Below are 14205 nucleotides of genomic sequence, written 5' to 3'. Positions count from 1 at the left end.
CGATGGTATATAACCGGCCGGCCGGCGATCTGCCCGCCGGCGGGTCCGGGGGGATCTCTCAGGCGATGTCACCCGAATACGGGCGAAGCACGCGGATTTTGATCGGCGGCAATTGCGGCGTCACGTTCTGGTTGGACTGCCAGACCCGCTTCGTTTCGGCGTCGAGATAGAAATGGTTCTCGAACTCCCAGGCGAGCGGATGGCTGATGCCGGTCTCGGTGAAACTGCGGGTCGTGATCTCGCCGTGGAGCAGCGTCACGCGCGCCTGACCGGTTGCGGCCAGCGTCGACTGGGCGGGCACGGAAAAGAGCTGCGCCTTGGGGAAGTCGAGCAGCCGCATGCAATCTCCGGCAGCGACCGCGCCATCGGCAACCGGGTCCGTGCTGCCGGGTGCGGTCACGACATCGATGTCGCCGCTCGTGAAACGGATGATACGACCATGGCGGGTGACGATGAGCGAGCGGTCGGCCGCGATCCAGGTCAGATCGTTGCCGTCGACCGTCGCCAGCACGACCATCGCTTCGGGCGCCGTGCCAAGCTGCACGCCGATACTGGCGAACGGCACGCGCTCGACATCTGCGTCCGTAAAGGCACGGTCGGCGAAAAAACTGCGCGCGAGATCGGCGGCCGCCGAAAGATTCGGATTGCGGGAGTTGCCGCAGCCTGCCAGTAGAAAAGTCCCTGCACCGAGAAGTGCAGAGCGCCGCGTTATCTTCACCGAATTGATTGTCACGAATTAACCTGTCTGGCCAAGCCGTAGGAATTGAATATGCTAGCTGGTCGTCGCGTAATTTTCACCATCCTCCTCGGCCTGTCGATCGGCGCTTCGGCCATTCAGTCGGGGGCGACGCTGGCCCAGACGCTGCCGGCGATACCGCAGACGCTGCTCGACCAGCTGCAGCGCCAGCAGGGTGGTGATACCGGCGAGCTCAACGTCCAGCAGCCGCTGCCGACGGGACAGGAGCGCGGCAGCCTCCAGAGTGGCCAGCAGAACCCCAACGCGAACAACCTGCAGTCGGGCCTCCGCGCTCAATCCAGTCCGCTGCCGCCGACGCCGCTCGAGCAGGACTATTCGGCCCGGGCGAGCGCGTCGCTGCGTCTGTTCGGCCGAGAGCTTTTCGCCCGTTCGACGCCGGCCACAGGCGGCACGGTCACCGGCGCGCTGCGCGACAGCTACGTCATGGGCTTCGGCGATGAGGTCGTGGCGACGCTGCGCGGCCAGGTGTCGCGCACCTATCGCACGCGTGTCGGGCGCGACGGCCAGGTGGTGCTGCCCGACTTGCCGCCGGTGCCGGCGGTCGGGCGCACGTTCGGCGACTTCCGCGCCGATCTCGAGGCCGCCGTGAAGCGCGCTTACGTCAATACCGACAGCTTCGTGTCGCTGGGCGAAGTGCGGCAGATCACCGTGCTGGTCGCGGGCGAGGTCAAGAACCCAGGGCAGAAGCATTTGAGCGCGTTTGCGACGGTCGTCGACGCCTTGAGCGGCGAGCTCGCCCAGGGCGCGAGCCTGCGCAACGTCACGCTCACCCGCGACGGCCAGAGCCGGACGATCGATCTCTATGATCTCCTGACCGGGAGCAAGGCGGACATCGACATCAAGCTCGCCGAGGGCGACCAGATCTCGGTCGCCCCGCTCGGCGCCACGGTCGCCGTTGCCGGCGATATCGCCCGCCCGGCGATCTACGAGATCCCGCGCGGCGGGATCGCGACGCGCGCGCTGGTCGACCTCGCCGGCGGCTTCCTGCGCCCGGCCGGCAACCGGCTGATCCGGGTCTCGTTCGACGCGTCCGGCCGGCAGCGCACGACGGAGATCGAGGCTTCGGGCCGCGTCATGCTGCAGCCGGGCGACCTGCTGCTGGTCGAGAAGCGCGAGAACATCCAGGTCGACCAGGTCAGCCTCTACGGCCGGGTCCGCGTCCCGGGCGAGCGGGCGCTCGCCCAGGCACGGTCGGTCCGCGCGCTCATCGGCAACGGGACGACACTCGGGCTCGATCCTTATCTGCCGCTCGCCGTGCTGGTCACGGTCGACCCGACGACCCAGGTCCGGCGCATGGAGGGCATCGATCTCGCCGCCGTGCTGGCCGGCACGCGCGACTATCCGCTACACAGCCTCGACACCCTGATCGTGCTCGGCAAGGACGACATCGCCTATCTCGCCTCGTCCGACGTCCAGGCCGTGCTGGTCGGCCAGACGCCGCCGAGCCTGCTCGCGACCCGGCCGCTTGCCCCCGGCGAATCGGTGCTGATCCAGCATGGCGGCGGCGGCAACAATGCGGCCTTGATCAATGGGCGCGCGCAGCCGACGACGAATGGCGTACCGCTGCAGCCGTCAACGGAACTGCCCATCTACAGCGATCCCTACCTGATCTCGTCCTGGCCGCGGGGGTCGAATGACCCCGCAGCCGATGCGGCGCCGCAGGCGTTCGACCGGGACGCGGCGCAGAATCGCGGGTGTCCGGCACTCCAGGAACTGGCGGCCATCGTGCAATCGGACGCCAACAGCGGGCGGTTCGACAATGCCGTGCAGCTGGCGACCAGCGGCGCCGGTGCCGCGGCGCCGACGCAGAGCGTGCAGCCGTGCCCGCCGATCATGGGCCGCTATCCCGACCTGCTGCCGTTCCTGGTCGAGCACGCGATCACCCTGCGCGGCGAAGTCCGCCGGCCCGGCATCTACCCGGTCGTCGAGGCGAGCCTCGCCGAGGTCGAGCAGGCGGCGGGCGGCGTCACCCGGGCGGCTGACTTCAAGAACATCGAGGTCTCGCATTTCACGATCGATGGCCCGCAAGGCCTTGCGAACGTCGATCGGCAGACCTTGAGCCTGACGCAGGCGGATTTTGCGCGTGTGCCGCTGTTCGCCGGCGACGTGGTGCATTTCAACTCGGTCTACGACCGACGTGACAGCGGGCCGGTGGTACTGGCCGGTGAATTCAAGCAGGCAGGCCTGTTCGACATTCGGCGCGGCGAGAAACTGTCCGAGCTCATCCGCCGCGCCGGCGGCCTGACCGACGATGCCTATCCTTATGGCGCGGTGCTGACCCGCCTGTCGGCGCAGCGGTCCGAGCAGGAAGGCATCGATCGGAGCATCCGGCAGATCGATGCCGGCCTGACCGCCGCCGTCGCGAATGTTTCCGGGGCCAACGTCAATTCGAACGCGTCGACCATCGCCTCGCTGCAGGCGGCGATGACCGAGCTCAAGTCGGCGAAGCCGCTGGGCCGCGTCGTCTTCGAGGCTGATCCGGCGACGCTTGCCGCCCGGCCCGATCTCGACATCATTCTCGAGCCGGGCGATCGCATCACCATGCCGAAGCGGCCGAACTCGGTCTCGGTGACCGGCGACGTGCTCAACCCCAGCTCCCAGCAGTTCGAAGCGGGTATTGCGCCCAAGGAATATATCAAGCGTGCGGGCGGCTATCTGCAGACCGCCGACACGGACCACGTCTTCGTCGTCCTGCCGAACGGGGCGGCGGAGCCGGTCAGCTCGTCGATGTGGAACTTCTCGAAGGTCGCGGTGCCGCCAGGCAGCACGATCGTCGTGCCGCGCGACCTCTCGCCTGATGCGCTCTCGGTCATCCGCGACGTGACGCAGGTGCTGAGCCAGATCGCCATCACGGCGGCGTCGCTCGCGGTCATCAACAACTAGGCGCGATCGTCGGTCGGATTCGAGAAGCTCGGGTGGCCTTCTTCCTTGCGCGTTTCTCCCACCATCGGTTTCGGCTGATGGCGGGCGCGGCGCTATTTTGCCTCGCCGGGGCGGCGCGGGCCGACGGGGAGCTGCGCGAGATCCTCGATCCGGGGCAGGGGCTCTATCCCTCGCAGGACGATTTCGGCGAGATCGGCCTGTTCCAGGTGCCGACCGCGCGCATGGGCGACGATGGCGACATCCGCGGCAGCGGCAGCTTCATCTCGCCTTATCACCGCTTCGCCTTATCCGGCCAGGCCTTCCCCTGGCTCGAAGGCGTGTTCCGCACGACGCAGATCACGAACCGGCTCTACGGCCTCGGCTCCGGTTTCGGCGGCCACCAGAGCTACCGCGACCGTGGCCTCGACCTGCGCTTCCGGCTGTCGCGCGAGGGGCCGGACCTGCCTGACGTCACCATGGGCATCACCGACTTCGCGCAGCTCGGCCAGTTCGACGAGGAATATCTCGTCGCGACCAAGCGCTACGGCGATTTCGACGTGACGCTCGGGCTCGGCTGGGGCCAGCTTGCGAGCGACGCGATGTTTCCCAACCCGCTCAAGTTTCTATCCAGCCATTTTGCCAATCGTCATCCGATCTCGGGCGCGGGCGGCTTCCGCACCGACTTCTTCACGGGCCCCAACATGAGCCTGTTCGGCGGCTTCGAATACAAGACGCCGTGGGACGGGCTCATCTTCAAGCTCGATTTCAATCCGAACGATTTCCGCCACGACTCGTTCAACGAGATCAACGACATCAAGTCGGCCGGCCCGATCGACGCCGGCTTCGTCTATCGCCCGTTCTCGTCCGGCCCCGAGATCTCGCTCGGCATGGAGCGCCAGAACACGGTGATGCTGCGCGTCGGCTTCAAGACCAACCTTGGACATCTGACCGGGGCCGAGGCGCCACTGCTGAGCCATGTCCCGAAGATCGATCCGCAGCGGGTGCCAGTGCCGCCGCTGCCGCCGGATGAGGTGGCCGTGCGCGACAAAGCGCTCGCAGGCACCGACCCAAGCGACCCGGCGACAGTGCGCACCGCGCTGCCGCGGCCGGAGCCTGTGCCGGCACCGCTGCCGGCGGAAAGCTGGAGCGCACTCGGCGACCTCGGCCTCGCCGCCGACGGGCTGGGTTTCCGCATCCTGTCGATCGGCACGGCCGGGGGGGGCGCGACGGGGGGGGGCGCGACGGGGGGCGTGCGCCGCGTGACCGTGGTGCGCCGGGCGGCGGCGCGTGGCGACCTCGCCGAGGACATTGGCCAGTTCGCTCGCATGGCCGGGCGTCTGCAGCCGGCGGTCGACCGGGTCGATCTCACGCTCGACGACGGGGGCAGCGAGCGGCGTTACCGGCTGGACCTGCCGGCGCTCGAGCGCGCGGTGGCTATGACCGGGCGCACGGACGAGAGCGTGCGCGCGCAGAATCCCGACCCCAAACCAGTTCCGGCGCCGCATCGCACGATCGAGCGGCTGGACCGGGAGATCGCCAAGGCGATCTTCGCCGATCTCGAGGCGGCGAAGATGATCGGCTATTCGTTCGAGATCAAAGGCCACGAGGCGATCCTGCGCCTCGGCAACTACCGCTACCGCTATCTGCCGAAGGCGCTGGGTGACGCGGCCCGCATCATCGACGCGCGCGCGCCGGCGGAGGTCACGGAGATCACCATCGCCGAGGTCGAGGGCGGGGTCGAGGTCGGGCGCGTCAAGATGCGCCGCGACGACCTCGAGCGCGCCTTCACCGGCCGCGGCACGGCGGAGGAAGTGTTCGCCCATGCCGAGCTTTCAGGCGGCGACGCGCTCGGCGACGGCGCGATCGAGAACCCCGACATCTTCCCGGATTTCACCTATCGCATCCGGCCGCGGCTCAAGACGCAGTTGAACGGCCCCAACGGCTTCTTCCTCTATTCGCTCTATGCCGGGCTCTCGACCGATGCGCAGATCCGGCCCGGCCTGACCTTGTCCGGCGAATTCGGCGTCAACATGCTGGACAACCTCAACCGCCTGCAGAATCCGTCGAACAGCCTCTTGCCCCATGTGCGCAGCGACATCGCGCAATATCTGAAAGACGGCAAGTACGGCATCCAGAGCCTCTATGCCGACTACGAGACGCGGCTCGGCGACGATCTCTACGGCCGTCTCACCGCCGGCCTGCTCGAGGAGATGTACGGCGGCGTCGACGGCGAGCTGCTCTGGCGCCCCTACGGCTCACGCTGGGCGTTCGGGCTGGAGGCGAACCAGCTCTATAAGCGTGGTTTCCACGAGCAGTTCAACTTCCAGAGCTACAATGTCGCGACCGCCCAGGCATCCGTCTATTACGACATGCCGTGGTACGGCCTGCAGAGCACGCTTCGGGTCGGCCGCTATCTGGCGCGTGACATCGGCTTCACCTATGAGCTCTCGCGCGAGTTCGAGAGTGGCATGCGCGTCGGCGGCTTCTTCACCATCACCAACGTGCCGTCGAGGATCTTTGGCGAAGGCCGGTTTGACCGCGGCCTGTTCATCAGCATCCCGATCGACCTCGCAACGCCATTCCCGAGCCGCTCGTCGATCGGCACGGTCTATCGCCCGCTGACGAGAGACGGCGGCCAGTTGTTGAGCAGCCCGAAGCAGCTCTATTGGGAAACGTACGGGGAGGATCCGGAGCGGTTGCATGACCATTGGGATGGGTTGACGCAGTGACTTGAGCGGGCAAGCAGTGCGCCCGATCCGCCAAGACGGCGCGATCAGCCAAGCACTGCCCTTAGAAGGCGGTGCGTCTGCTCTCCCGCTGAAGACCAGGGGAACATCTTGGCGCGCTCGAGGCCCTTGCGAGCAAGGTCGCTATGGAGACGATCATCCTCCACAAGGCTTAGAATCGCGGCGGCGAAATCGTGGGGCTTGTTAGGATCGAGGAGAATTCCGGCATCGCCTACGACCTCCGGCAAGGAGGTCGCATTGCTGGAGATGACGGGTGTGCCGGACGCCATCGCCTCCAGCGGCGGCAGGCCGAATCCTTCGTAACGAGAGGGAAAGACGAACCCTCTAGCTCCGGCAATGAGCGCCGGAAGAAGAGCGTCGTTAACGTGGCCGGTCAGTAAGGTATTACGGGGAACGTGATTCAGGTCGAGCTTTGAATAGACATCGCTCTTTCCCGAGCCGCCAGCCAGAATGAGCATTACGTCGTCCGAGATGCGATTCTCCAGCTGCTGCCAGGCGGCAAGCAATGTTGAAAGGTTCTTGGCAGGCTGCAACGTGCAAAGACTGAGAATATAGGGCCGGTCTCGCGGGATCTTCAGGGCAGTCCGCATCTCGATAATCGCTTGGGCGTCATGCGGGTGGAACCGGTCGGAAACGCCGCAAGATATCATCTCGACCTTGGAGTATGGCACACCCGTATGTCGAACGATCTGCTTTCGTGTGAATTCCGAGATGGCAATGATCTTCTCGACCCGAGGGTAAAGCTTCGGCATTAGCCATTTGTAGAATTTGACGAACGTCGGATCTCGATCGTCAGGCACGTCGAAGACTGACGTGTCAAAGCAAGTAACAACTTGTCGACGCACAAGCAGTGGGCCGGTAATGCTGGGACTCCAAAGCACGCTGCCCTTGCCGCCTCTGAAAAGAGCAGGTAGAATTCCTTGTTCCCAAAGATGGCCTCGCCCGCCATGGTGGAATTTTTCTGGCGCAATTCGGGTGATGTTTTGAGGCAGGCAGGCCAAAATCTCGGTCAGATAGCGCTGCGCACCGCTCAGCCGATGGCTCAGGATGCGCGTATTTACCTGAATTCCAGATTCGTCCTGCATCGAAACTCATCCTCTATTCAAACGCACAAGGTAAAGACAGACCCTCCCGAGACTTTTCAGTCGCAGGTGGATCTCACGGTCGAGAGAGATGGGCGACCTCAAAGGTCGTAGCACTGTCGGAGGCCGATCTTCGGCTAATGAGTTTTTTCCGTCGTCGGCAATGGTTAAACGCATCCTACTCGAAACGCTCTCTGCCGCAATAGAGAGCCGGCTGTTGGGCGCGCGACATCGGTTTCACCTACGAGCTTTCGCGTGAGTTCGAGAGCGGCATGCGCGTTGGCGGCTTCTTCACCATCACCAACGTGCCGTCGAGCGTCTTTGGCGAAGGCCGGTTTGACCGCGGCCTGTTCATCAGCATCCCGATCGACCTCGCGACGCCGTTCCCCAGCCGCTCGTCGATCGGCACGGTCTATCGTCCGCTGACCAGAGACGGCGGCCAGTTGTTGAGCAGTCCGAAACAGCTCTATTGGGAGACGTACGGGGAGGACCCGGGGCGGTTGCATGACCATTGGGATGCGTTGATGCAGTAATGCCGCGTCGATGGTTTGCTTTTCTGCCTTCGAACGCGCTGCTGCCGGAACGCGCGAGCCCGACGAGAAAGCATCTAATCTAACGGGCGTAAAAGGGTTGGCCTTGCGGACTGAACCCTGATATCGCAGACGTCGAATGAGCACGGCGCGGAGCACTCGTGATGTCGGATATCGCGCAGCCAGGTTTGGTTGATGTCGAAGGTGTGGGCGCCCTGGGACAACGCCTGGGGAGATATATTCGATGGATCATCGCGTTTAGCCTCGTCGGCCTTCTTGTCGGCATTCTCGTGCTTGTTTTCGTGCCGGCCAAATATGAAGCCGTTGCCGTTGTGGCCCCGCCGATTGACCGAAGCGGCGCGAAGGTTCGCGGCGACGTCAGTACCTCGTCGCCTACCGGGCTTTTGGCTGGCTTGGCAGGCGCTCAGTCGGCGCCTCCCGTGCTTCAGCGGTTCGAGCAGACGTTGCATTCGCGTCGTCTGGCTGACGAGCTGATCAAGGACGGCAGCCTTGCGCACAAGATATTTGCGGGGCAGTGGGACGCGCAATCGCAGACATGGGTGAAGCCGACCGGTCTGCTCGCTTCCGTTCACGAGTTTATCCTGAGGCTTCTGCATCGTCCGACGGATACGACTCCGACGGCCTGGCATCTTGAGGATTTTCTCGGCCGGTACATTGTCGTCACTCCGCTTCCGCGTAGCTCTGCCTTTCAAATTAAATACAGCTGCCCTGAGCGAGACTTCTGCCTAGAGTTGCTCCGAACTGTCGTCGAAAACGCCGATGGCCTGATTCGCCAAGATGTCATCGAACACGACAGGAGCTATTCGAGCTTCATTGCGGCGCGTATGCAGAGCGTCACAGATGTAGTCGACCGGCAAGTGCTTACTAATCTGTTGTCAGACATTCGGCGTGACGAGATGCTTGCCGACAGTGGGGTCAACTATTCGATGGATCTTGTCGATGGCCCGTCGGTCTCCAGCCTGCCCACCGAACCTCGAATTGGTTTGACACTGGCACTGGGCCTTTTTGGGGGCCTGATGCTCAGTACGATCGGCGTCCTGGTTTACGAGAGCCTCGGTCTGGAGGCGTTGATTTCGCATCTGAGACGTTAAAGCGAAGGTTCTTGCCGGTGGATTTCTATAGTTTCAGCAAGTTGCTGATGTCGTTTGCCTTGCTGGAGCCGGTGATCATATACCTGGCATGCTGGCCGTCGCCGCGTAATTTGCTTTTTACGCATCATCTCCCATTCACATTGCTCCCTCTTGTTGGGGGTGTCTTCTATTATTTCGACTACCAAATTGGCCTGCTGGCCGGCGCTGGTCCTTATCTGGAATCGCTTCTCCTGGTGCTCGTAATCGGCGCTACGGCTCACGCGGTTGCGTTTTATTCTGGTTTCAAGCTCGAGACCCCGATCAAAGGCGCAATTCTGCGCTTGCTCGAAAAAGTGCGGAATGTTGGCCCGCAGGCCCCGCAGCGCTTGATCAAATTCGTCACCGTTCTGGCCGTCGCCTCATCTGCACTGCAACTATTTGCCTATGCGAAAATGGGCTTTGCCCCGATCTTTGCTGCAGATCCTCTGGCGGCGAAATTTTATGGCGGTGAGTATCAGGAAGCCTACGCACCGGTAGCACCGTTCCTACGTTTGGGTTTCCAGATTTATGTAGCGATCGCGCCGCTTTTCATGGTCTGCCTCCCTAAGGGGCTAACCAAGAAGGTCGCTTACATAACAATCGTCGTTATTGCCGCCGGTACAATCTTTCTAAGCCTGAAGCGCGGACCAATTGCTGGTCCGTTCGTCGATTTTCTTCTCGCTGGTAGCGTTTTTTATAGGGGTGGAAAATATTCATCGGCCGTAATGATCGTATACTTGATGATATACGCGTTTGGAGCGGCCGCCAATGGTATTTTGTTCTACGTTTTAGGGCTCAGTCAGCGTCTGGATCCTGAGCTTATATTTTCTGGCGTGCCAGACATCTCAGATCTTATTATGTTCTGGAGCGGCTTTCAGGCGAGGCACTATGATCTGTCGCTCGGCCGAACGGTGCTCGGCGCGCTCATCCCCTATCACTATGAATGGAATCCGTCGGTTGTGACGAAGCTTGCGATTGGGGCTAGTGCCAATGCCCCGACGGGTGGATTCCGATTGCCGGACGCCGTATGGGGTTACGTTGCGTTCGGCTATGTCGGCGCGGTTCTTTGGCCTGCGTTCACGGGGGCAATGGCAGGTATTCAAATGTCAATCATGCGTAAGATCGTATTGCGGCGTGATCTGACATTTTTCCAGTTCTACATGATGTACTTCCTTTTGACAGCCATTATGGGCTTTGCGACGAGTCTTCTTGCGCTGAGTCTTGACCTAGTTACGGCGATGCTGTTTACCGGCATCGTCATCGTGTTGCTTGTCGGCTGGCCGAGGGGCAGAAAAATCACGGCGAACGTAGCGCGCTGATTTGACGACGACGTATCTACGCTTGAGGGCGTGGTTTGGGTTTTGTCACCAAGCGAGGTGACTCGGTAAGGATCTGATGCTATCGCGTGGGGACAGTCCTGGCGTAGCCGTTTTTTCTCCTGGTTGTCCCGCGTGGTGCGGCATTCTCGGCTTGTCGATCTTGGGTGGTTTCAGACGTGGGCAATGAGAGGTCGACCGGACGAAGGTTCGCTCCACGGGATTTCCTGCTCGTCCAGGGTCGCAATTTCGGGGACGCGTTGATCACCACCGGCCTCGTGGAGGCGCGAGGGCGGCCGTTTCCCGACGCGCGCGTTTCGATCTTCACCCGGCCTCATTTCCGCTCGCTTTATCAAAGCAACCCTCATGTGTCCGCGGTCTATGCCGCCAACTTCCCAATGGGGACCGACAAGCGGTTTGGTATTGCCGGTGCCATGGATCTGCTCCGACAGGTTTGGAAGCTCCGTCGGCGCCGCTTTGACTGCGTGATCAATCTGGGCGGCGATTTTCGCGAGAACCTGCTGTCTTGGCTCATCAGTCCACGGGGAACCGTCAGCCCGTATTGGGAGGCCGGGCATCCGTTTCGGCGGATGATTCGCGAGGGTTTGGGCAGCCTTCGCGCTCACCCAGTCCCAATCGAGCGTGCGACGCTGAATATCTATGACGCGCAAGAGTGCATCGCTCGAACGCTTGGGGCGACGGGACCGGCGCAGCCGCGGCTCTACATGGAGGACGGCGAGGCTACCCGCCACGCGCCGACGCTCGACGCCATCGGGCTCCATGTGTCGGCCAGCCTCGAATGCAAGCAGTGGCCGTTGTCGTCCTGGCGCGCGCTTATTGCCGGCATTCGGGCACGCGGGTTCGGGGTCCGTATCTTCGCGGCGCCTGACGAGCGCGCGAGCCTCATGGCGGGCTATGGGGATGTGATCGATGCGCAGACGGAACTGATCACCGGTTCGCTGCGCGACTTCTTCGAGGCATTGAGCCGCGTGCGCGCGGTCGTCTGCTTGGATAGCTTTTCCATCCATGCCGCCTATGCGATCGGCGTGCCGAGCATCATGCTGAACGGCAGCCATCTGGCGGAAATGGTGCTGCCGCCCGGCGCCGAACTGGTGAACGGCGGCTTGGGGCTGGCTTGTGCGCCGTGCATGAACAGCCCGACGTGCGGCGGCTCGGATAAGCCTTATCAGTGTATCCGGGGGATCAGTGCGGACGCCGTGCTGGAGCGGCTCGACCGGCTCGACCGGCTCTGTTCGGCTTCGACGCCATGAGCGGACGACCGCCGGGGTGGCTTTGCCCGGCCTGTCGGGCCGGCCGAGTGGGGCCTCGTATCGGCGAAGGAGGGTGGTAGAGGACGTGACGAACGGTTGTGGCTCCTCTCCCGGCCTCAGGGTCGTCCTGCCGCCGAGGCGGCGGCCGTCGCCGCGTTATTACGTCTACAACAAGGCGTTTCTGCGCGCGCTCCAGCTTGCGGATGGGGTGCTGTCGATCCTGCGCCACTTCTGGCCCAAGCCCGCGGTGCCGGCGCGCCCGTCGCGTATCCTGGTGTCAAATTGCGCCGATTTCGGTGACGTCGTCTTGGTGTTGCCAGCGCTGGAGGCGCTGCGCGGCCTGTTTCCGCAAGCCCAAATTGGCTTTCTCTCTTCGGCGAAGACGGTGCCGGTGCTGGCCGGCACCGGGCTTGTCGACCGGCATCATGTCGTCGAAGGGCGTTTGCTGGACATCCTGAAGCGAGAGCAGGGGCTTAGCCGCCTAAAGGCGTTGTGGCGGTTCATCCGCGCCCGCCAGACGACCGCGCGTGAGTTGCGGGCGGCCGGCTATGACGTTGCGTTGGATCTCTATCTCTTTCCGTTTCCAGCGTCACCGTTGCTCTATATGGCGGGGATTCCCGTGCGTGCTGGCTTCGCGAGTGGCGGATTCGGACCGCTCCTGACGCACCCGGTCGAGCCGGGCGCCGAGCCACGGCCGATTTTTGACAGCCCGCGGGATGTGATCTCGGCCCTTTGGCCCAGCCGCGCCGCCGACCTGCCTGCTTTCGAGCCCAGCTATCCAGGACATCCCCGGCACGAAATTGCACCATTCGAGGATGGCGGCCGCTACTGGGTCGTGCACATGGGGGCGGGGGCCGTCTACAAGGAGTGGCCGGAGGCGCAGTGGCGGGATCTGTTGGCCACACTCTTGCGGCGAGGGGTTAGGTTCGTGCTGACGGGCAGCGGCGCCCGGGAACGGGAGCGTATCGAGCGGACGATCGCTGCGATGGGCAGCGCTGGCATCCGCGGCTTTACCGATCGCCCCTGGGCCGAATTCGTGGCCGTGGTTGCGCGAGCGGAGCGCGTGATCTGTCTCGATTCATCGATCGTTCATGTCGCTGCCGCATTTCGGGTGCCGACGACGGCGTTGTTTACCGGTATCAATGACCTCCGGGAATGGCGCCCGGCCAGCGATGTCTGCGGCATCCTGATGGCTCCCGTTGGTTGCGCGCCGTGCAACAGAAGGGATTGTATCGAGTTGCTGTGCCTTCGCGGACTAAGCGCTGACGACGTGCTGTTGAAGCTCTGAACCATCGAACGTGATCGATCGCCGATTGAATAGAGCTGTGAGGCGGGCGGCTTTGCTGGCCTTGAGTTTGCTTCGATCGTATTGTCGCTGAAATTTGATAGTCAGTTGTTTCTTCATCGTGGTTTCGCAATGCCACAGTCAGCGTCGGTTAAATAAAGGGCGCTCGAATTTTCAAAGAAAGCAGTGTGCATATGTCGAACGATTTTTCGTTGACGATCGTCATTCCGACCTACGATCGCAATCGTCAGCTGCTCGAGACAGTAAAAGCGTTGCTGCCGCAGTTCGGCGGCGGCATCAATATGGTTATCCTCGACAATTGCTCGCCGGTACCCGTAGCAGAGACTTTGGCGCCGCACCTGTCCGAATATCCGATCTCGGTCGTTAGGAATAATTGCAACATTGGCGCGGATGCCAATATCGTCCGTTGCTTTGAATATGCGGACGGCGAGTGGGTATGGGTGCTCGCCGACGATGATGTTCCTGATCCGAATGCGATTTCCATCGTTCGCAGAACGATAAAGGACAATCCCGCTCTTGGTCTTATAAATTACTATGCGCCATGCGCGACTCATCCAGTGCGAACGCAGACAAAATTTTCTCACGGGGTTGGTGAATATATTGCCAACATGGATTCATTCGGCTCCCATCTCTTCCTCCCATCGTCAATTTACCGTGCATCTGAGGCGCGGAAATATATGAAAATCGCGCACCGTAATATTCATACGCTTGCGGCGCACCTATCCCTCGCCTTGTGCTACATGCAAAACGGGGGGGTCGCGTGCCAGTCCTCCGAAACCATTGTCAGATTTAAGAACGATTATACAGCTGCGGTGGGGTGGTCGCGATTGGCCTTCGGCCTGGGGTGTTCGTCGCTGCCCGATCTCATTCACGACGCGCAACATCGTCGCTTGCTGCGCCGAAAAATAGCGTCTTTTCTGCCTTTTAAGACCATGTATGCAGAAGCATTGATAATTTCTCGTGACCGCATATCAGATCGCTACGGACATTTTATGTATAAGGCTGCTGTTGGTCGGATTTTCTCTGGCGTCGGCATGCCCAAAAAGCATGCTCTCGGCCTTGTTCTTGCGCTATCGTTATTATTTCCAAGAATTGCCTTTTGGACTGTTTCTCGTGTTCTCACGACAATAAAGGGAAGTCCGCCGAATGTAACCAGGATGCGTGCGGCTGAAGACATGTTGTCTTTTCATTGGGAATCTTAAAA

At 62.2% G+C, this 14205-nt stretch carries 10 protein-coding genes; 8 read left to right on the top strand and 2 right to left on the bottom strand.

The genetic code is table 11. The features are described 5' to 3' along the window. Positions 1-58: 58 nt before the first annotated feature. Positions 59-718, bottom strand: a complete 660-nt coding sequence (locus IEY58_RS18445) for a YjbF family lipoprotein (RefSeq protein ID WP_268237583.1) — start codon at positions 716-718, stop codon at positions 59-61. A gap of 51 nt (positions 719-769) precedes the next feature. On the opposite strand from IEY58_RS18445, the gene IEY58_RS18440 reads away from it, so the two are divergent. Together IEY58_RS18440 and IEY58_RS18435 are read left to right on the top strand one after the other, a co-directional pair. Beyond that, on the top strand, positions 770-3640 hold the full coding sequence (locus IEY58_RS18440; protein WP_189048416.1) for an SLBB domain-containing protein: 2871 nt from the start codon (positions 770-772) through the stop codon (positions 3638-3640). 32 nt (positions 3641-3672) lie between these two features. Beyond that, a complete protein-coding gene (locus IEY58_RS18435; protein ID WP_189048414.1) occupies positions 3673-6348 on the top strand; it encodes a YjbH domain-containing protein in 2676 nt (891 codons plus the stop codon). A 44-nt stretch (positions 6349-6392) separates the two neighbouring features. On the opposite strand, the gene IEY58_RS18430 is transcribed toward IEY58_RS18435, so the two are convergent. Beyond that, on the bottom strand, positions 6393-7451 hold the full coding sequence (locus IEY58_RS18430) for a glycosyltransferase family 4 protein (protein ID WP_189048412.1): 1059 nt from the start codon (positions 7449-7451) through the stop codon (positions 6393-6395). Between the two features lie 227 nt (positions 7452-7678). Here IEY58_RS18430 and IEY58_RS18425 point away from each other — a divergent pair, with 227 nt between their 5' ends. From IEY58_RS18425 to IEY58_RS18400, 6 genes are all read left to right on the top strand, one after another. Beyond that, positions 7679-7981, top strand: coding sequence for a YjbH domain-containing protein (locus tag IEY58_RS18425; protein WP_189048552.1), 303 nt, complete (start codon positions 7679-7681; stop codon positions 7979-7981). Between the two features lie 161 nt (positions 7982-8142). Then, positions 8143-9090, top strand: coding sequence for a Wzz/FepE/Etk N-terminal domain-containing protein (locus IEY58_RS18420; RefSeq protein WP_189048410.1), 948 nt, complete (start codon positions 8143-8145; stop codon positions 9088-9090). 17 nt (positions 9091-9107) lie between these two features. Next, positions 9108-10427: a hypothetical protein gene (locus IEY58_RS18415; protein WP_189048408.1), complete on the top strand. Its 1320-nt coding sequence runs from the start codon at positions 9108-9110 to the stop codon at positions 10425-10427. Between the two features lie 257 nt (positions 10428-10684). Further along, the gene (locus IEY58_RS18410) at positions 10685-11695 is read left to right on the top strand and encodes a glycosyltransferase family 9 protein (RefSeq protein ID WP_189048406.1); all 1011 of its coding nucleotides are present in this window, start codon (positions 10685-10687) and stop codon (positions 11693-11695) included. 85 nt (positions 11696-11780) lie between these two features. Beyond that, positions 11781-12983, top strand: a complete 1203-nt coding sequence (locus IEY58_RS18405) for a glycosyltransferase family 9 protein (RefSeq protein ID WP_189048404.1) — start codon at positions 11781-11783, stop codon at positions 12981-12983. 209 nt (positions 12984-13192) lie between these two features. Next, positions 13193-14203, top strand: coding sequence for a glycosyltransferase family 2 protein (locus IEY58_RS18400; RefSeq protein ID WP_189048402.1), 1011 nt, complete (start codon positions 13193-13195; stop codon positions 14201-14203). Positions 14204-14205 lie beyond the last annotated feature (2 nt).

It is taken from the genome of Aliidongia dinghuensis, from assembly GCF_014643535.1.
Classification (GTDB): Bacteria; Pseudomonadota; Alphaproteobacteria; order ATCC43930; family CGMCC-115725; genus Aliidongia; species Aliidongia dinghuensis.
The sequence above is the reverse complement of the archived record's forward strand: the minus strand, read 5'-3'. Positions and strand labels throughout refer to the sequence as shown.